Source organism: Asaia sp. VD9 (assembly GCF_037150015.1).
In the GTDB taxonomy this organism is placed as follows: domain Bacteria; phylum Pseudomonadota; class Alphaproteobacteria; order Acetobacterales; family Acetobacteraceae; genus Asaia.
The window spans coordinates 285,833-302,383 of the sequence record NZ_JBBCQM010000001.1 but is presented as its reverse complement, the minus strand read 5'-3'; the positions used below and the strand labels follow the sequence as shown (position 1 = coordinate 302,383).

Genomic DNA, 16,551 nt, shown 5'->3' with positions numbered 1-16,551 from the left:
CCGACTATGACCGAAAACACCTCCGAGGCGACGTCCTCGACGCGCAAAGAAGATACCCCTCTGGAGATCATACGTTTCGTACTGATCTGGATTGTGTTTCTGCTCGCAATACGCACTGTCTTCATCGAGCCGTTCAACATTCCGAGCGCGTCAATGATTCCGACCCTGCAGGTGGGCGATTATATCGCCGTGACCAAGTATGATTATGGCTGGTCGCGTTTCTCGATGCCGTTTTCACCGCCTCTCTTCGAGGGGCGTATCTGGAACACGGCACCCCATCGTGGTGATGTGGCTGTATTCCGATACACGCAAAACACCTCGATCAATTACATCAAGCGCATCATCGGGCTTCCGGGTGATCATATCCAGATGCGCGCAGGCGAGCTCTACCTGAACGGCACCCTGGTACCGCGCCAGTCACTGGGTGCCTATTCGGTCATGGATGAAAATCGTATGCCCCAGACCGGCATACGCTATCTGGAAACCCTGCCCGGTAGTGCGGGTGCCGCGCCGGTTACCCATCAGATCCTGAAGCAGACCGATGAAGGGGAGCAGAACGACACGCGCGAATATGTCGTTCCAGACGGATATTTCTTCGCCATGGGCGATAATCGCGACAATAGTGGTGATAGCCGCTTCCAGCGCGACAACGGGCAGGATCTCGGCTACGTGCCCATGGTCAATCTCGTTGGCAAGGCACGCTTCGTTTTCTTCTCCTACGAGGCCATTCATCCGTTCTGGCAGTTCTGGCAATGGCCTTTCGAGATCCGCTGGAGCCATCTCTTTGCGACCATGCATTGAGAGGGCGCCATGAGCGTTCACGAATCGACCTTGGAGTCGATCCAGCAGGCGCTGGGTCACCGTTTCACCGATACGGCGCTGTTGCGTCAGGCCCTGACCCATCGTTCTGCGGTCTCCTCCCGTCAGGGACGGCGCGCACCGCGTGGGGCGGTGCGTCCGGCTGAGACGGCGTCGAATGAACGGCTCGAATTCATTGGCGACCGCGTGCTCGGATTGATCATGGCCGAATGGCTGCTCGAGCAGTTCCCGAATGAGCCCGAGGGGGCGCTTGGACCTCGTCACGCCTCGTTGGTATCGCGCAATGCGCTCGCGCCGATTGCGGAAAGCATCGGTGTCGAGCATGCGCTGCGTATCGCAGAGCATGAGGAGCAGGCAAATATCAGGGGTCTTGCCAATATCCAGGCCGATGCGATGGAAGCGCTGCTGGGGGCGCTTTATCTGGATGGCGGGCTCGATCCCGCACGGCGTTTCGTAAGAGAAAAATGGCAGGATCTGCTGGTCTCGCAGATCACCCCTCCCAAGGATCCGAAAACGGCGCTTCAGGAATTTGTTCTCGCGCGTGGCTCGGCCCTGCCGGATTATGAAACCCTGTCCATGGATGGGCCGTCACATGCACCGCGCTTTACTGTTGCGGTTTTTGCTATGGGTGAGACAGGCGAGGGCGTTGCAGGGAGCAAGCGCCAGGCCGAGAGCGAGGCGGCGACCGTTCTCCTCCGGCGATTGAACCGCAGCCGAAAAGGCGCGAAGGATAAAAAATGACGACACGTTGTGGTTTCGTCGCTCTTGTAGGAGCGCCGAATGCCGGAAAATCCACACTGATCAATCGCATGACGGGAGCCAAGCTCTCGATCGTGAGTCCGAAAGCACAGACGACGCGTTTTCGCGTGCTCGGCATTCTCATGCGCCAGACGTCACAGATCCTGCTTGTCGACACGCCGGGCATTTTCAAGCCGCGCCGCAAGCTTGATCGCGCGATGGTGGCTGCAGCCTGGACCGGTTCGCAGGATGCCGATATCTCGCTGCTCCTGATCGACGCCAAGGCAGGTATTCGTGAAGAGGCGCAGTCGGTCATCGATACGCTGGCGAAGCAGAAACGTCGCGTCTGGCTGGTGCTTAACAAGACGGATCTGGTCAGCGCCCAGCAGCTCCTTCCGCTCACCAGGGCCATTACTGAGCAGCTCGCCGTGGAGCACGTATTCATGCTCAGCGCCCGGTCCGGTGACGGGGTGGAGGATCTGCTTGATCATCTCGCGGCAGAATTGCCGGAAGGACCTTATCTCTACCCCGAGGATGATCTGACAGATTTGCCTGATCGCCTGCTGGCCGCCGAACTGGTCCGCGAGCAGATCTTCATGCAGACCCATGAGGAAATTCCCTACCAGGCGACCGTCGAGACCGAGAGCTTCAAGGAACGCCCCGATGGCTCCGTACGCATCGACGCCACCATTTATGTCTCGCGGCCGGGGCACAAGGCGATCCTGATCGGGGAGGGGGGGCGCAAGATTCGCAGTATCGGTGAACGTGCGCGTCTCGATCTGGGACGTCTGCTCGAGCGTCCCTGCCATCTTTTTCTGAACGTGCGCGAGCGTGCGGGCTGGGATGAGGAAAAAGCAAGACTGCGCGCCATCGGGCTGGACGACGCCTGAGAAGTTCTTGTGGGGACAGGCCGCGCCCTATAAGAGGGGCGCGGGTTCTGACTCTGGCTCGACCGGGCCGCTGTGAATAGAGGATGCGATGACCGAAACTCCTGCACGCTACAAGCGCGTTCTACTCAAGGTTTCGGGCGAGGCCCTCATGGGCAAGGGCTCTTTCGGCATCGAGCCGCAGATGGTCGAAGCGATCGCCAGCGACGTGGCTGCGGTATCACAGAGTGGTGTGCAGGTTTGCCTGGTGATTGGCGGTGGCAATATCTTCCGCGGCGTTGCAGCCGCTGCCAAGGGCATGGACCGTGCCCAGGGTGATTATGCGGGGATGCTCGCAACCGTCATCAATGCTTTGATGATGCAGAATGCGCTGGAGCGCTCCGGGATCGACACGCGCGTGATGTCCGCCATCCAGATGTCGTCGATCGCTGAGCCCTATATCCGGCGGCGTGCCGTGCGTCATATGGAAAAGGGGCGGGTGGTGATCTTTGCAGCCGGTACGGGTAATCCGTTCTTCACCACGGACACGGCCGCCGCTTTGCGCGCCAATGAGATGGAATGCGGTGTGCTGCTCAAGGGCACGCAGGTCGATGGCGTCTATTCAGCCGATCCGCGTCGCGTGCCCGACGCCGAGCGTTATGACGAGTTGTCCTATATGGATGTGCTCTCACGCGATCTGAACGTGATGGATGCGACCGCGATTTCCCTCGCGCGTGAAAACCGTCTGCCGATCATCGTTTTCAATATTCATGCACCCGGCGCCTTTGCCAGCGTCATGCGCGGTGAAGGTCGCTTTACCCGGATCATCGAAGCCGCCTGATGGCGGTAGTTCCAATCATCCTCCCTGAGACCTCGTGAAGGAGAGACCTATGCCAGTTGAGCTGAATGACCTGCTCGAAGACCTGACGCGTCGTATGGACGGGGCTATCGAGAGCCTGCGTCGTGACCTGTCCGGCCTGCGCTCGGGCCGCGCCAGCCCGAACCTGCTCGAGCCGGTGCGTGTCGAGGCGTATGGGAGTGAGGTGCCGCTCGCGCAGGTCGGTTCCGTGGCGGTTCCCGAGGCGCGGATGCTGACCGTATCCGTCTGGGATCGCGGCCTCGTGGGTGCCGTCGAGCGCGCTATTCGCGACGCGGGCCTGGGTCTCAATCCAGCGGCTGATGGCCAGACCGTGCGCGTGCCAATTCCCCAGTTGACGGAAGAGCGTCGCAACGAGCTCGCACGTGCGGCCGGTCGCTACGCTGAAAACGGCAAGATCGCGGTGCGTAATGTACGCCGTGACGGCATGGACCAGATCAAGACGCACGAAAAAAAGAGCGAGATCAGCCAGGATGATATGAAAGTCTGGTCCGAAGGTGTGCAGAAGCTCACCGATCAGTATGTCAAAAAGGTTGACGACATGCTCGCGGACAAGGAACGCGAGATCAAGCAGGTCTGACCCAGCTCCGTGTCGTCCTCACGCCTCTCTTCCCGTCCGGTTGTCGAAATGGCACCTGCTGCCGTGCCACGTCATGTTGCTGTGATCATGGACGGCAACGGGCGCTGGGCGAAGGCGCGCGGCAAGCCCGTTGTCATGGGGCATCGCGCCGGCGCTGAGGCGGTGCGTCGCTGCGTCAAGGCGGCACTGAGCACGGGCATACGCTTTCTGACCCTCTACGCTTTTTCCTCAGAGAACTGGAAGCGCAACACGGGAGAGGTGGCTGACCTCACTTCCCTGCTGCGCTTTTATCTGCGCCACAAGGTTGCGGAACTGCACGAGCAGAATGTGCGTCTCGAATTCATCGGCGATCTGACGCGGTTCGATGACGGGTTGCGTGCGGAGATCGACCGGGCCCGTACCCTCACGGCGCGGAACGGGCGCATGACGCTCATCCTCGCTCTGTCCTATGGTGCCCGACAGGATATGGTCATGGCGGCCAGAAGGCTGGCTGAGGCGGCGATGCGTGGAGAAATCGACCCAGCCAGAATGACGGAGGAAGAGTTCGGAGATCTGTTGCAGACTTCGGCTTTTCCTGACCCTGATCTGATCGTGCGGACGAGTGGCGAGCAGCGCCTGTCCAATTTTCTGCTCTGGGAATCGGCCTATACGGAACTCGCTTTCGTTGATGTGCTGTGGCCCGATTTTGATGAGTCCCATTTTGCGGCATTGATCGCCGATTATGCCGGGCGGGAGCGCCGCTTCGGCAAGCGTCCTGACCCGGATGGCGCCCTGTGACCAGCAAGTCACCCAATCCGCGCTGGTCGGACCTCAGGCTGCGTCTCGTTTCCGCTGCGGTCATCGTGCCGATCGCGTTGGCCTGTATACTGGCCGGAGGGTTGGTCTATCGGGTCATGGTTCTGCTGGTCAGCATCGGTCTTGTCTATGAGGGCATCCCCATGGCGGGGCTAAGCTGGAGCCGCAATGCACCGGGCCGCTGGCGGCTGGGGCTGTTGCTCGTCTGGCCTGTGATTTCCCTTCTGGCCGCGATGAAGGGTGAATGGCGCACTGCCCTCGCTCTCCCCCTGTTGGCGGGCATATTCGGGCGTGCACAATGGCTCTGCGTAGGGGTAGCAAGCATGGGCGGTCTGTCGCTGCTATGGCTGCGCGAGCAGCCGCCTGCGGACTGGTTGCCTGTAATTTTCGTCATCCTCGTAGTGATCGCGAGTGATAGCGGGGCCTATATTGCCGGACGGATCTTCGGGGGAGCAAAACTCGCGCCAAGTATCTCGCCGGGCAAAACGCGCTCGGGCGCGGTCGGCGGGCTGATTGCTGCAGGCCTTGCTGGCTTGTTCGTGGCGTGGGGCTCCGGGCATGGCGCGCTTGTCTTGGGCGCTTTCTGGGGCGTGGTACTAGGATGCGTTGCGCAGACGGGTGATCTGGCGGAAAGCGCTGCCAAACGTCGCGTAGGGATCAAGGATTCCGGTTGGCTCATACCGGGGCATGGTGGTTTGCTCGATCGGTTTGACGGGCTCCTGGCTGCGGCGCCGCTCGCCGCTCTGATTTCTCTCGCTGTTCCCGGCCGTGTGTTCTGGTCCGCATCGCTTGTGGATTGCGCGCATGCGCTTACCCGACCCTTCTTTCTTTCCTAACACGACTCTTTTTTGTTGATCTGGAGTATCCTGGGATCATGACCTCCTCTCCCCGCAGCATTACCGTTCTCGGCAGCACTGGCAGTATCGGCTGCTCGACGATCGATCTTCTGCTGGCCGAGCCGACGCGATTCCAGGTTCGTGCGCTTGTCGGTGGCCGCAACGTCGCGCTTCTGGCCGAACAGGCACGCTCGCTGCGCGCTGAACTCGCTGTCATCAACGATGAGACGCTGCTGGGCGAACTCAAGGAGCGCCTGCAGGGGAGCAATGTTCGGGTGGCCGGCGGGCGTCAGGCGGTGATCGAGGCGGCCGGTCTGGAGGCCGACTGGACCATGGCCGCCATCACAGGTGCCGCCGGATTGGAGCCGACTCTGGCTGCCACGCGCAATGGCCGGTCGATTGCCTTGGCCAATAAGGAAGCGCTGGTCAGTGCGGGCGATGTCATGTTGCGCGAGGTCGCCGCCGCTGGCGCGACCCTACTGCCCGTGGATTCCGAACATAACGCGATCTTCCAGAGCCTGACAGGAAGCCCCATCGAGAGCGTCGAGAAGATCATTCTCACGGCCTCGGGCGGCCCTTTCCGCTGCGCCTCTATAGAAACCATGCGCGCGGCGACGCCAGAGCACGCGCTCAAGCACCCTACCTGGAGCATGGGTGCCAAGATCACCATTGATTCGGCCTCTATGGCCAATAAGGGTCTTGAAGTGATCGAGGCGGCTCGAATTTTCGGACTGACGAATGATCAGATCGACGTGCTGATCCATCCGCAATCTGCTGTACATGGTCTCGTGCAGTTCCGGGATGGCAGCCTCATCGCGCAGATGGGCGCGCCCGACATGCGCGTGCCGATTGCGAGCACGCTGGCCTGGCCCGATCGCATGCAGACCAATTCCCCGCGCCTCGATCTGGCCGCGTTGGCGCGCCTGGATTTCGAGGCGCCGGACGAGGTGCGATTCCCCGCGCTCCGCCTTGCGCGTGAGGCACTTTGTGCCGGTGCGGCCTCGCCCACGATCTTCTCGGCTGCCAATGAAATCGCCGTCGAGGCTTTCCTGAACCGTCGTATCGGCTTTCTCGGGATTGGCGACACGATCGCCTATGCCATGGACAAGCTCGGAGCGCCTGCGCTCGATACGCTGGATGATGTCCTCCACTGGGATGGTGAGGCGCGTCGCGTCGCCGAGATTTTCGTCGCGCGTGAGCGCAGCAATTCCAAGAACAGCGCGGAGACACTTCATGCATGAATTTGCAGTGACGATTCTTGCCTTCGCCCTCATCTTGGGCGTGCTCGTATTCGTGCATGAGATGGGCCATTACCTGGCGGCTCGCTGGCGCGGGGTGAAGGTTGATACATTCTCCATAGGGTTCGGTCCGGCGCTTTACCGCTGGCATGACCGAACCGGAACGGAGTGGCGCGTTGCCGCCATCCCGCTGGGGGGCTACGTCAAGCCGCACGGGTTCGAAGACCCCGAGGACGCGACCCCGGAGCAAAAGGCTTCCTGGGTTTCTGGCCAGACCTTTCATGACAAGCCGGTTGGCTCTCGAATGCTGGTCATCGTCATGGGGCCGGTATTCAACTTCATCTTTGCGATCCTGCTCTTCACCGTGCTCTACGTGTCAGTCGGTAAGCCGGAGATGAAGAATGAGATCGCGCAAGTCGTGCCGCACAGCGCCGCCGAGCGTGCCGGTTTGCAGAAGGGCGATATCATCACCCGGCTCGGGACGCTTGAGGTATTCAATTTCGCCGATATCCAAGCCCATGCGGTAAAGATGCCCGGCGAGCAGACCACGCTGGGCATTCAGCGCGGATCCCAGACGATGAACCTGCCCATCACGCTTGATCGCGTGCCAGGCAGGAAAGGTGCGGCGGATACGGGCAGCATCGGCGTCATGGCGGAACTCGTCCCAGGCAAGCCCATGAGCGTCGGTCACGCCGTGACTGCCGGTCTTCATGAGACGTGGGCCGTGTCCGTCCAGACGCTCCAGGGTGTGTGGCAGATCGTCACGGGTCACCGCAGCGCCAAGGAACTGGGCGGTACGATCCGTATCGCACAGCTTTCTGGGCAGGTGGCGCATTACGGGTTTGCGAGCATCCTTTCCTTCATGGCGCTGCTCTCGATCAATCTGGGATTGATCAATCTTTTTCCGATTCCCCTGCTCGACGGGGGGCGGCTGGTTTTTTATGTGGCCGAGGCCGTGCGCGGAAAGCCGGTGTCACGTCGCGTGCAGGAAGTCAGCTATCAGGCGGGCTTCGCAATTATTGCGGCTCTGTTCCTGTTCTCCACCTTCAACGATCTCTCGAATCTCGGTCTGTTCCGCTAGGAAAACGCTCCACCCTCCACTGTTTGACACAGAGTGTTACGACACTTCATACGGTGGGGCGCTTGCCTCGAGGGGCATAAGTCGGATACGTCCGATCTGTATGAGCGAAGTCTGGGGCTCTGGCTTCGTTGCGCAAATTTAAATTGTCTGAAATAAACCTTCACGTCGGGTTGATGAAGTTAAGGAACGTCCGTCTTGTCAGGTAAACGTCTCGTTCTCCTTGCTTCGGTCTGCATACTCCCTGTTTGGGCAGGGAAGGCCGAGGCTCAGAAGACCCGCCGTCCGTCTCATCATCACGCCGCCGAGCAGCGTCCCGGCAATGGCCAGGTGATCGAGGCGATTGATGTGAAGGGCAATACCCGCATCGAAACCAGTACCGTGCTGTCCTACATGGTGGTGCAGCCGGGTGACCGTTTTAATCAGGACGATCTCGATCGGTCCCTCAAGACGCTCTACGCGACCGGTTTGTTCAAGGACGTCACGATGCGCCGCTCGGGCGGCACACTCGTGGTTGATCTGGTGGAAAACCCGATCGTCAACCGTATCGCCTTTGAAGGCAATCATGCGGTCAAGGACGAGGATCTGCGCAAGGAAATCAGCATGCGTCCGCGTGCTGTCTTCTCGTCGCAGGCTGCCGCCGCGGACCGCCAGAAACTGCTCGACCTTTACGCATCCAAGGCACGCTTTGGCGCAACGGTAACGCCGCAGATCATCAAATTGTCTCATAACCGCGTCGATGTGATCTTCAAGATCAACGAAGCGCGCCAGACCCTGATCAACAAGGTCGTGTTTGTGGGCAACAAGGCGTTCAGTGAAGCCCGTCTGGCCTCGGTCATCTCGTCAAAAGAAACGGAATGGTACCGCTTCTTCTCGTCTTCCGACGAGTACAACCCCGAGCGCGTGAAATACGATGCAGAATTGCTGCGCCGTTTCTACCTGCATAATGGTTATGTGGACTTCCACATGATCAACGCGACGGGTGAACTTTCCGCCGACCGCAAGAATTTCATTATCACCTTCACCGTTGATGAAGGCCCGCGCTATCGCATTGGCAAGATGGATGTGCGCTCGAGCCTGCGCCACGTCGAGGCGAAGGATCTCAAGCAGTATATCGATCTGTTTCCACATCAGTGGTATGACGGTACAGCGATCCAGAACAATGTGACCGGCATGCAGGAGCGCCTGCAGGCGACAGGCCATCCCTTCGCGATGGTCCGTTCGGAAATCGCGCGTAACCCCGAAAAACACATTGTCGACCTGCTGTTCGATGTGAATGAGGGGCCGCATGTTTATGTCGAGCGCATCGACATCAACGGGAACACAGTCACGAAGGACAAGGTCATCCGTCGGGCGCTGCCAATGGCAGAGGGCGACCCGTACACCCCGTTTGATCGCAAATACTCGAAGGCGGCGCTTCAGGATCTCGGCTATTTCAGCACGGTTTCCGTGGACCAGACACAGGGTTCAGCCCCGGACAAGGTGAACGTTTCCGCCAATGTGGTCGAGAAGCCGACGGGCGAATTTTCTCTGGGCGGTGGCTACTCGACCGACGTGGGTATCCTGGGTAACGGCTCGGTCAAGCAGCACAACCTTCTGGGTACGGGCATGGATGCCGGTATTTCCGGAACGGTGGCGTATTATCAGAAGCAGGTCGATCTCTCATTGACCGATCCTTACTTCCTGAACCGTAACATCGTGGCCGGTATCGATATCTTCGGTATCGAGAATAATTACCAGACATATCAGTCCTATAAGGAAGGGCGTTATGGTGCGACGCTGCGTATGGGGTATTCGTACAATAACTACCTCTCGCAGTCCTGGAGCTACTCGCTGATCGATCGCCGCGTTGGAAATATCTTCAGCCAGAGCGACATAGCGAGCTATGGCTATGCCTATGTACCGTCCTATTACGTTCAGGACTCCGCTGGCTGGTCGCTGCTTTCGCAGCTGAGCACCACCCTGACCTATGATCGCCGCGACAACCGTATGCGTCCGCGAAAGGGTTATGTACTGAACCTGAGCGGTGATTTCGCCGGTATTGGCGGTGATGTGAAGTACCTGCGCGCCAAGTTCGATGGCCAGTACTATGTCCCGCTCGACTCGGTCACGGGTAATCATGACTGGGGTCTGCAGTTCAAGGGCGGCGTCGGCTATATGGGCGACTGGTCCAAGAGCAGCAATGTAAGCATCATCGATAACTTCTATCTCGGTGGTGAAAACCTGCGCGGCTTCCTCCAGGGCGGTGCGGGTCCGCGTTCGGGTCATATCAACGAGACGACCCCGCAGCCGGGTCAGGAAGATCTGATCGGTGGCCGATTCATCTATACGGCTTCAGCGCAGTTGAACTTCCCGCTGCCGATGGGTGAGGATGTCGGTATATCGGGGCGCTACTTCGTCGATGCCGGTAGCCTTGCGGGGCTGCGCGTCAAGCATCTTTATACGAACGCGGCCACAGACGGGTCTCGGTTCACCCCTGTCACCGGTGATACGCTGACGCCGCGTGTCACGACGGGTCTCGGTATTTCCTGGAAGAGCCCGTTCGGTCTGGTCAATATCGATGCCGCCGTGCCGATCCGCAAATCGCGTAACGACCGTCTCTACCCGATCCGTTTCGGCTTCGGCCAGCAATTCTAATCTCAGCCTTACCGCCTTGCCCCGTTACCCTGCATATCTGATCTCCCCATACAGGGAGGTTCCGTGCAGGGGAGGGTCGTCAACCCGGTCTTGAACAGAGGTTTCCATGTCTTTCTTCTCGGCAGCCCGTTTCATGGCTGCTTCGGTCTTGCTCGCTTCCGTCAGCCTCCCGAGCCTGGCTGAGGCGCAGTCCGCCCCGAATTCCTCCGGCAACGGAGGCTGGTTCGTCCCCAAGACTGCCCAGCCCGCAGCAGCGCCCGCACCCCATCCGGTTCGTCGCGTTCCGGTCGCGCAGCAGCCCATGGCGCAGGAAGCCGACGAGCCGATGCAGCAGCCGGAAACACCGCCCGTTCTGCCGCAGCCGCCTATTCCTGACTCGCCTGACTTGCCCAAGGGCGCACCGCCACCGGCAGCCCTGCTTGGCGTGATCAGCATTCCGACGGTCATGCGCCTGTCCAGCGCCGCCGCCGAAGCGCAGCGCGTGCTCGGCGAGCGTCGTGACAAGCTCGCTGCGGCTGCGCAGAAGGAACAGGCCGGCTGGCGCGCTGAGCAGCAGAAGCTGCAGGAGAGCGCCCGTACGCTGACATCCGAGCAGATCCAACTGCGTGAGCGGCATCTGCAGGAGCGCCGCGCCAAGGCTCAGCGCGATTTCGCCAATCGGGCGCGCATCATTCAGGAAGCGGCGAATGTGTCGCTCAACCAGATCGAGCGTGAACTGGTGCGTATCGTGCGCCAGGTTGCCGCCTCGCACAGCATGAACCTCGTTCTGCATAGCGAGCAGGTGGCCCTACACGTTGATGGTCAGGATATCACGGAAGAGACGGCAAAGGTCCTGAACAAGGTTCTGCCGCATGTCTTCATTCCAGCCGAAGACGTCGACCCCGAAGTTCTGGCCAAGTCCGGCAAGATGCCCACAACGGCGGACGAGGACACGACCTCCCAGGTCGGGCCTGGACCTGCAGCTCAGCCTGCCCCGGCACAGCCCGCCGAAGCGCCTGCCTCGATCCTTCGGAAGCACTGATCTGTCATGAGCCTGTCTCTCCCTGATGCTCTCCCCGGCGATCCCCGGTTCTTTCATCGTGAGGGCCCACTTACGGTAGGCGCATTGGCCGAATGTGCCGAGGCGGAGATCGTCGGGCAGGAAGGGGCAGGGGAGATCGTGCTGCGTGGCGTGGCGCCCTTGCAGGCGGCTACACCGCAGGAAATCAGCTTTCTCGATAATCGCCGTTACCTGCCCCTCCTCGCCGAAACACGGGCAGGCGCGGTTATTCTCGGTCCAGCCTTCAAGGACAAGCTTCCCGAGGGCGTGGTCGGTCTCGTCAGCAAGAGCCCCTATCTCGCCTGGGCGCGTATCGCTGCCCGGTTCCACCCGGTATCGCCTGCAAGGCCCGGCATTCATCCTATGGCGCTTGTGGACGAGACGGCGGTTATTGGTGAGGGTGTGGAGATCGGGGCCTTCGTGACGATCGGCGCCCATGCCAAGATCGGCGCTCATACCGTGCTTGCGCCTCATGCGGCGATCGGTGAGGGCGTGATATTGGGAACCCATAATCGTATTGGCACCCATGTCTCGGTCTCGCACGCCATTCTGGGTGATCGCGTGACGCTCTATCCCGGTGCGCGGATTGGTCAGGATGGGTTCGGCTTTGCGGTCGGACCTGCCGGTTTCGAGACCGTGCCACAACTCGGCCGCGTCGTGCTCGGACATGATGTCGAGATCGGTGCGAATTCCACGATCGACCGCGGCTCGATGCGCGATACGCTGATCGGTGCGGGGACGCGCATCGATAACCTCGTCCAGATCGGGCATAATGCCCAGTTGGGTCGATGCTGTATCGTCGTTTCCCAGGCGGGGATTTCCGGCTCCACGGAGCTGGGGGATTTTGTGACCATCGCGGCGCAGGCCGGGCTGATTGGCCATATCAAGATCGGAGAAAAGGCGCGTATCGGCGCGCAATGTGGCGTCATGTCCGATGTTGAGGCTGGCGCGGATGTGATTGGCAGCCCGGCCATGCCTTTCAGAGAGTTCTTCCGCAATGTCGCTTTCCTGCGGCGTCTGGCCAAAAAGGACGGCAAGGCCGAAGGGTGAGCGTCTCCGCGCAGGCTGTGGTCACGACTACAGAGTTTTGCTAGAAGCGGGCGGACACGTTAAACCTGCCGTCATGTATGGTGACGGATGAGGGAGCCGATGTGATCGGCCTCGCTCAGGAACAAGAAGTGAGCAGAAAATTGGACGCCTCTGCGGAAGAGAAGAACAAGGAAGTGACAGCGCCGACTGATGCGGTTGATATCGAGGCGATCGATATCATGAAGATCATGTCGGCCATCCCGCATCGCTACCCTTTCCTGATGATCGACAAGATGATCGACATCAAGCTTGGTGAATCGGCGACCGGCATCAAGAATGTCACCATCAACGAGCCTTTCTTCACCGGGCATTTTCCGGCGCAGCCGGTCATGCCGGGCGTGCTCATCGTCGAGGCCATGGCCCAGACGGCCGCCACGCTCGTCGTGCTGACACTGGGTGAGGCCTTCGAGGGCAAGCTCGTCTATTTCATGACGATCGAGGGCGCCAAGTTCCGTCGCCCTGTCGGCCCTGGTGATCAGCTGCACATCACGGTCGTCAAGGAGCGCGCACGTGCAAATGTCTGGCGCTTCAAGGGTGTGGCACGCGTTGATGGCGTGTCGGTTGCCGAGGCAACCTTCAGCGCCATGATCATGGGTTAAAAACAGCTTCGTGGATCGTTCCGTGTCAAAATGGCCCAGCACTGTCAGCATACACCCGAGTGCCCTTGTCGCCCCTGAGGCGACTTTGGGCGAGAATGTCATTATCGGACCCTGGTGCTCGGTCGGTCCCGATGTTTCCCTCGGTGAAGGCACCAGGCTTCATGCCAATGTAATCATCGACGGGATTACCGAAATCGGTGCCCATGTCGAGATCTTCCCTTTCGTCACGGTCGGCCTTGCGCCGCAGGACCTCAAATATCGGGGCGAGCCCACGCGTTGCGTGGTTGGCGCCCATACGGTCATCCGCGAGAACGTCACCATTCATCGCGGAACGGCACAGGGCACTGCTCTGACGCGCGTCGGGGCGCATTGTCTGATCATGGCCAATGCCCACGTTGCCCATGACTGCGTCATTGGCGATGGCGTGATCATCGTGAACAACGTCGTCATGGGTGGGCATGTTGAGATCGGTGACGGTGCCCGCATCATGGGCGCCGCGGCATTGCATCAATTCGTTCGCATTGGTCGAGGCGCGCTTGTCGGCGGTGTTTGCGGCGTCGAAGCCGATGTGATTCCCTATGGAAGCGTTCTCGGCAACCGCGCGCGTCTGGTGGGCCTGCACTGGATCTGGCTGCGTCGTCAGGGCGTGAGCGCCGAGGAGATCCAGCAGATGCGCCGGGCTTTCCGTGTGCTTTATCCGCGGACTGGCCGCAATGAGGCGGTTCTCGAATCCCGCCTCGCCTTGGTCAAGCGCGACTTCGCGGGGAATGCCCGCGTTCAGGAAATCATCGGCTTCATGGAAGCGGAGAGTCGGCGCGGTCTGGTACGCGCCGCAAGCCCGTCGCAGCTCTCGGCTGACACAGAGGGCGTTTAAGCGTGTCCCCTGTCGGTATTCTGGCAGGGGGCGGCCCGCTTCCTTTCCAGGTTGCGGCAGCAGTGCGCGATCAGGGGGGCGAGGTCTTCATTGTCGGGTTTCAGGACTTTGTCGACCAGGCCCAGATCGTTCACTGGCCGCATAGGATCATCCGTCTCGCGGCTGCCGGTGAGATTCTCTCCTCACTGCGAGACGCCGGATGCCGCGATATCGTCCTGATCGGACCGGTGCGTCGTCCTGCCCTGCGTGATCTACGCCCCGATGCCGAGGGCGCACGGCTTCTGGCGCGCGTTGGACGCGCTCTCTTCTCAGGGGATGACGGTCTCCTCGGAGCTCTGGTGCGCATATTCGGCGAAGAGGGCTTCCGGGTGAGGGGAGCCCATGAGTTTCTGACGCGCTCTCTCGGACGCCCCGGACCACAGGGCCGCATCCATCCCGACGCCCAGGCCCGCGCAGATATGAAACGGGGTATCGCGGTGGTGCGTGGATTGGGTGCACTCGATATCGGTCAGGGATGCGTGGTGCAGGATAATCTTGTTCTGGCAGTCGAGGCGATTGAGGGGACGGATGCGATGCTGGCCCGCGTGGCCGGTTTGCGTCAGCCCGGACCGGGCGGTGTTCTGGTCAAGATGCTCAAGCCGGGCCAGGAAAAGCGCGCGGACATGCCCACTATCGGCCCCCAGACCGTCAGAAACGCTGCCGAGGCAGGTTTACGCGGAATCGCCTTTGAAACCGGGGGGACACTTCTAACCGATCCGGCAGCCTGCGAGGCAACCGCCGACCAGTCCGGATTGTTTCTCTATGGTCTGAGCAGCGCCGATTGGCAGGACGTTGACTGACCTCTGACCCTATCGTTTTTCGGAGAAAACTCATGGCAAGCTATCTGCACACGATGGTCCGCGTTCGCGACCTCGACAAGAGTGTCGCCTTTTACAAGGTGCTCGGCATGCGCGAGATCCGTCGCCGTGAAGTGCCCGACGGGCGCTACACGCTCGTCTATATGGGCTTCAATGATAATGCCCATGGCGAGGCCGAAATCGAACTGACCTATAACTGGGATCAGGAAGGGCCTTATGAAATCGGCAGTGGTTTTGGTCATTTCGCGGTTGGCGTTCCCGATGCCGCTCGTACGGTCGAGACGATCCGCAGCGCCGGGGGCAAGGTAACGCGAGAGGCGGGGCCGGTAAAATTCGGCACCACGATCATTGCTTTCGTGGAAGACCCCGATGGCTACAAGATCGAGATCATTCAGAAAGACACATTCTGACCGAGACTTGAAACCCCGCTCCTGCTACTGGCAGGAGCGGGCTCTCTCAGGAAAGCAGCGTGCTCAGCCACCCTGCTTCGACCGTTTAAGGCGTTCGGTTGCCTTGTCCAGCGCCGATATGATTGCCGTTGCATGACGCCGGACTGTCTCATCCTTGCTCGTGCTCAGCATGTCAGCGGCCAGAAGGGCAGTCGCCAAGTCGTTGCGCAGGTCGTGACGCAGGGTCTTCAGTCTCATTTCTGCATCGGAAAGCGACACGTCATCACGTGACGTCATGGCTGGACTCCTTGATTTGATTGACAGCGCAGTTCCGGGCCCGTAAAAGCCCGCGCACAGAGGAAGATGGCGTCAGCCTTGTGTCGTCTTCTTGTCGGGGTGAGGCATGCAGGCTTCACCATCATTCATTTTCTGAGGAATGACGCCATGAAGCGTACATATCAACCGTCCAAGCTCGTCCGCAAGCGTCGTCACGGCTTCCGTGCCCGCATGGAAACCGTTGGTGGCCGTCGCGTCATCAACAACCGTCGCGCCAAGGGCCGCAAGAAGCTTTCGGCCTGATTCCGATTTGATGGGCCTGCCTCAGAAGCTCCGGAAGAGACCCGAGTTCCTTCGGGTCGCCAGCCGGGGTCGCAAGGTAGCGACTTCAGGTCTCGTGCTTCAGGTGCTGAAGACCGAAGAAGACGCTCCGGCCCGTGTCGGCTACACCGTGACCAAAAAAGTCGGGAACGCTGTCGTGCGTAACCGCACCCGCCGCCGCCTCCGGGCGGCGTTGGCACATGTGGCGCATGAGACTGAGTTGAACGCTGTCGATCTGGTTCTGATCGGGCGCGATTCGACCCGGGGTCGCCCTTTCGACAAGCTGATCGCCGATTTGCAGCACGCCCTCAAGAAAGGGCATGCTCTGTGATCGGCCTGGGCAGAAAGCTCGTTCTTTCCTGCCTTCTCACGCTGTTGCACCTATATCGGCGATATATCAGTCCCCAGCTTGGTATGAATTGTCGCTTCCACCCTTCCTGCAGCGCCTACGCGCAGGAAGCCTTGCAGCGACATGGGGTATTGAGGGGGCTGTGGCTTACGCTGCGCCGTGTGCTGCGTTGCCATCCCTATTGCAGTGGGGGCTACGACCCTGTGCCCTGAGGTCAGAAAACGCGTTATTCTGCCTCGCCCTATTGTTTTGTGGCCGAAATTCGGTCACTTCAACGGCTGCACTCGTGGCTCG

General features: G+C 60.3%; 20 protein-coding genes. 19 read left to right on the top strand and 1 reads right to left on the bottom strand.

What is annotated here, in order from left to right:
• Nucleotides 1–6: 6 nt before the first annotated feature.
• The 16 genes from lepB to gloA all read left to right on the top strand — a co-directional run bounded on the left by lepB (nucleotide 7) and on the right by gloA (nucleotide 15,332).
• Nucleotides 7–801 (top strand): signal peptidase I, encoded by a 795-nt coding sequence (lepB, locus tag WFJ47_RS01360; RefSeq protein WP_336760367.1) that lies wholly within the window; start codon nucleotides 7–9, stop codon nucleotides 799–801.
• A gap of 9 nt (nucleotides 802–810) precedes the next feature.
• Complete coding sequence (gene rnc / locus WFJ47_RS01355) at nucleotides 811–1,560, top strand: ribonuclease III (RefSeq protein WP_336760365.1); 750 nt, start codon at nucleotides 811–813, stop codon at nucleotides 1,558–1,560.
• Entirely contained in the window at nucleotides 1,557–2,447 is an 891-nt protein-coding gene (era, locus tag WFJ47_RS01350; RefSeq protein WP_336760364.1) for a GTPase Era, read from the top strand. The genes rnc and era overlap by 4 nt, the downstream gene beginning before the upstream one ends.
• An 88-nt stretch (nucleotides 2,448–2,535) precedes the next feature.
• Nucleotides 2,536–3,264: a UMP kinase gene (gene pyrH, locus WFJ47_RS01345; RefSeq protein ID WP_336760362.1), complete on the top strand. Its 729-nt coding sequence runs from the start codon at nucleotides 2,536–2,538 to the stop codon at nucleotides 3,262–3,264.
• Nucleotides 3,265–3,313: 49 nt separating this feature from the next.
• Entirely contained in the window at nucleotides 3,314–3,880 is a 567-nt protein-coding gene (gene frr, locus WFJ47_RS01340; RefSeq protein WP_127101406.1) for a ribosome recycling factor, read from the top strand.
• Between the two features lie 48 nt (nucleotides 3,881–3,928).
• The gene (gene uppS, locus WFJ47_RS01335; protein WP_336760640.1) at nucleotides 3,929–4,657 is read left to right on the top strand and encodes a polyprenyl diphosphate synthase; all 729 of its coding nucleotides are present in this window, start codon (nucleotides 3,929–3,931) and stop codon (nucleotides 4,655–4,657) included.
• Nucleotides 4,654–5,511, top strand: a complete 858-nt coding sequence (locus WFJ47_RS01330) for a phosphatidate cytidylyltransferase (RefSeq protein ID WP_336760361.1) — start codon at nucleotides 4,654–4,656, stop codon at nucleotides 5,509–5,511. The genes uppS and WFJ47_RS01330 overlap by 4 nt, the downstream gene beginning before the upstream one ends.
• A gap of 38 nt (nucleotides 5,512–5,549) precedes the next feature.
• On the top strand, nucleotides 5,550–6,752 hold the full coding sequence (gene dxr / locus WFJ47_RS01325; RefSeq protein ID WP_336760359.1) for a 1-deoxy-D-xylulose-5-phosphate reductoisomerase: 1,203 nt from the start codon (nucleotides 5,550–5,552) through the stop codon (nucleotides 6,750–6,752).
• A complete protein-coding gene (gene rseP / locus WFJ47_RS01320; RefSeq protein ID WP_336760357.1) occupies nucleotides 6,745–7,830 on the top strand; it encodes an RIP metalloprotease RseP in 1,086 nt (361 codons plus the stop codon). The genes dxr and rseP overlap by 8 nt, the downstream gene beginning before the upstream one ends.
• Nucleotides 7,831–8,025: 195 nt before the next feature.
• Complete coding sequence (gene bamA, locus WFJ47_RS01315) at nucleotides 8,026–10,464, top strand: outer membrane protein assembly factor BamA (protein ID WP_127101399.1); 2,439 nt, start codon at nucleotides 8,026–8,028, stop codon at nucleotides 10,462–10,464.
• A 106-nt stretch (nucleotides 10,465–10,570) separates the two neighbouring features.
• Nucleotides 10,571–11,485 carry an OmpH family outer membrane protein gene (locus tag WFJ47_RS01310; RefSeq protein ID WP_336760355.1) on the top strand — a complete coding sequence of 305 codons (915 nt, stop codon included), beginning with the start codon at nucleotides 10,571–10,573 and terminating at the stop codon, nucleotides 11,483–11,485.
• Nucleotides 11,486–11,491: 6 nt separating this feature from the next.
• Nucleotides 11,492–12,553, top strand: a complete 1,062-nt coding sequence (gene lpxD / locus WFJ47_RS01305; protein ID WP_336760353.1) for a UDP-3-O-(3-hydroxymyristoyl)glucosamine N-acyltransferase — start codon at nucleotides 11,492–11,494, stop codon at nucleotides 12,551–12,553.
• A gap of 218 nt (nucleotides 12,554–12,771) precedes the next feature.
• Entirely contained in the window at nucleotides 12,772–13,191 is a 420-nt protein-coding gene (gene fabZ / locus WFJ47_RS01300; RefSeq protein WP_127101539.1) for a 3-hydroxyacyl-ACP dehydratase FabZ, read from the top strand.
• A 22-nt stretch (nucleotides 13,192–13,213) separates the two neighbouring features.
• Nucleotides 13,214–14,065 carry an acyl-ACP--UDP-N-acetylglucosamine O-acyltransferase gene (gene lpxA, locus WFJ47_RS01295; protein ID WP_336760351.1) on the top strand — a complete coding sequence of 284 codons (852 nt, stop codon included), beginning with the start codon at nucleotides 13,214–13,216 and terminating at the stop codon, nucleotides 14,063–14,065.
• Between the two features lie 2 nt (nucleotides 14,066–14,067).
• Complete coding sequence (locus WFJ47_RS01290; RefSeq protein ID WP_336760349.1) at nucleotides 14,068–14,904, top strand: UDP-2,3-diacylglucosamine diphosphatase LpxI domain-containing protein; 837 nt, start codon at nucleotides 14,068–14,070, stop codon at nucleotides 14,902–14,904.
• 32 nt (nucleotides 14,905–14,936) lie between these two features.
• Entirely contained in the window at nucleotides 14,937–15,332 is a 396-nt protein-coding gene (gene gloA / locus WFJ47_RS01285) for a lactoylglutathione lyase (RefSeq protein WP_127101389.1), read from the top strand.
• A gap of 63 nt (nucleotides 15,333–15,395) precedes the next feature.
• On the opposite strand, the gene WFJ47_RS01280 is transcribed toward gloA, so the two are convergent.
• Entirely contained in the window at nucleotides 15,396–15,608 is a 213-nt protein-coding gene (locus WFJ47_RS01280) for a hypothetical protein (protein WP_336760347.1), read from the bottom strand.
• A 147-nt stretch (nucleotides 15,609–15,755) separates the two neighbouring features.
• On the opposite strand from WFJ47_RS01280, the gene rpmH reads away from it, so the two are divergent.
• From rpmH to yidD, 3 genes are read left to right on the top strand one after another with little or no spacing between them, the layout of a single operon-like run.
• Nucleotides 15,756–15,890 carry a 50S ribosomal protein L34 gene (gene rpmH / locus WFJ47_RS01275; RefSeq protein ID WP_023978518.1) on the top strand — a complete coding sequence of 45 codons (135 nt, stop codon included), beginning with the start codon at nucleotides 15,756–15,758 and terminating at the stop codon, nucleotides 15,888–15,890.
• Nucleotides 15,891–15,900: 10 nt separating this feature from the next.
• A complete protein-coding gene (gene rnpA, locus WFJ47_RS01270) occupies nucleotides 15,901–16,239 on the top strand; it encodes a ribonuclease P protein component (protein ID WP_336760345.1) in 339 nt (112 codons plus the stop codon).
• Nucleotides 16,236–16,469 (top strand): membrane protein insertion efficiency factor YidD, encoded by a 234-nt coding sequence (yidD, locus tag WFJ47_RS01265; RefSeq protein ID WP_336760343.1) that lies wholly within the window; start codon nucleotides 16,236–16,238, stop codon nucleotides 16,467–16,469. The genes rnpA and yidD overlap by 4 nt, the downstream gene beginning before the upstream one ends.
• Nucleotides 16,470–16,551: the final 82 nt, after the last annotated feature.

Excerpts from the sequence above, each read along its gene's own strand:
- gloA (WP_127101389.1), top strand. The coding sequence starts at position 14,937 with ATGGCAAGCTATCTGCACACGATGGTCCGCGTTCGCGACCTCGACAAG.
- lepB (WP_336760367.1), top strand. The coding sequence starts at position 7 with ATGACCGAAAACACCTCCGAGGCGACGTCCTCGACGCGCAAAGAAGAT.
- rpmH (WP_023978518.1), top strand. The coding sequence starts at position 15,756 with ATGAAGCGTACATATCAACCGTCCAAGCTCGTCCGCAAGCGTCGTCAC.
- rnpA (WP_336760345.1), top strand. The coding sequence starts at position 15,901 with ATGGGCCTGCCTCAGAAGCTCCGGAAGAGACCCGAGTTCCTTCGGGTC.
- pyrH (WP_336760362.1), top strand. The coding sequence starts at position 2,536 with ATGACCGAAACTCCTGCACGCTACAAGCGCGTTCTACTCAAGGTTTCG.
- dxr (WP_336760359.1), top strand. The coding sequence starts at position 5,550 with ATGACCTCCTCTCCCCGCAGCATTACCGTTCTCGGCAGCACTGGCAGT.
- fabZ (WP_127101539.1), top strand. The coding sequence starts at position 12,772 with ATGAAGATCATGTCGGCCATCCCGCATCGCTACCCTTTCCTGATGATC.
- WFJ47_RS01280 (WP_336760347.1), bottom strand. The coding sequence starts at position 15,608 with ATGACGTCACGTGATGACGTGTCGCTTTCCGATGCAGAAATGAGACTG.
- era (WP_336760364.1), top strand. The coding sequence starts at position 1,557 with ATGACGACACGTTGTGGTTTCGTCGCTCTTGTAGGAGCGCCGAATGCC.
- frr (WP_127101406.1), top strand. The coding sequence starts at position 3,314 with ATGCCAGTTGAGCTGAATGACCTGCTCGAAGACCTGACGCGTCGTATG.
- uppS (WP_336760640.1), top strand. The coding sequence starts at position 3,929 with ATGGCACCTGCTGCCGTGCCACGTCATGTTGCTGTGATCATGGACGGC.
- lpxD (WP_336760353.1), top strand. The coding sequence starts at position 11,492 with ATGAGCCTGTCTCTCCCTGATGCTCTCCCCGGCGATCCCCGGTTCTTT.
- rseP (WP_336760357.1), top strand. The coding sequence starts at position 6,745 with ATGCATGAATTTGCAGTGACGATTCTTGCCTTCGCCCTCATCTTGGGC.
- WFJ47_RS01310 (WP_336760355.1), top strand. The coding sequence starts at position 10,571 with ATGTCTTTCTTCTCGGCAGCCCGTTTCATGGCTGCTTCGGTCTTGCTC.
- rnc (WP_336760365.1), top strand. The coding sequence starts at position 811 with ATGAGCGTTCACGAATCGACCTTGGAGTCGATCCAGCAGGCGCTGGGT.